This is a genomic window from Paraburkholderia sp. J10-1 (assembly GCF_905220165.1).
In the GTDB taxonomy this organism is placed as follows: domain Bacteria; phylum Pseudomonadota; class Gammaproteobacteria; order Burkholderiales; family Burkholderiaceae; genus Paraburkholderia.
On sequence record NZ_CAJMYW010000081.1, the window covers coordinates 1 to 329 of the forward strand.

At 53.8% G+C, this 329-nt stretch carries 1 protein-coding gene; it reads left to right on the forward strand.

Annotation, left to right across the window (positions count from 1 at the left end; all coding sequences use genetic code 11):
* Positions 1-327 (forward strand): hypothetical protein (locus tag U5A65_RS40805; protein WP_321949741.1); only part of this gene is annotated, 327 nt, incomplete at its 5' end.
* Between the last annotated feature and the right edge of the window lie 2 nt (positions 328-329).

The window sequence follows — 329 nt, forward strand, 5'->3', positions numbered from 1 at the left end:
ACCAGGCCGCCACCGCATCAAGCGCCCACACTTATCGGCTGTAAATTTTTAAAGATCGATCGCGAAGTTGCCGTTAGAACTGCTCAACCACCGGCTTCTTTCTGCGTTGCTGCGTCAGCAGCAGAGAAACGAGATTATGAAGACTGCCCGGCGATCTGTCAACAGGTTTTTTTACATCGCTCAACCTGCCGCTCAACTTCCCATCACCCGCAGACCCAGTCGCCACAAGGCTTTCGCCTGGGCTTCCCGTCTCCCCGCGCCTTCATCGAAAGCGCGAAAGACCGGAATTCTAGTCATGCAGATGACATCTTGCAAGCGGTTTTTTGACG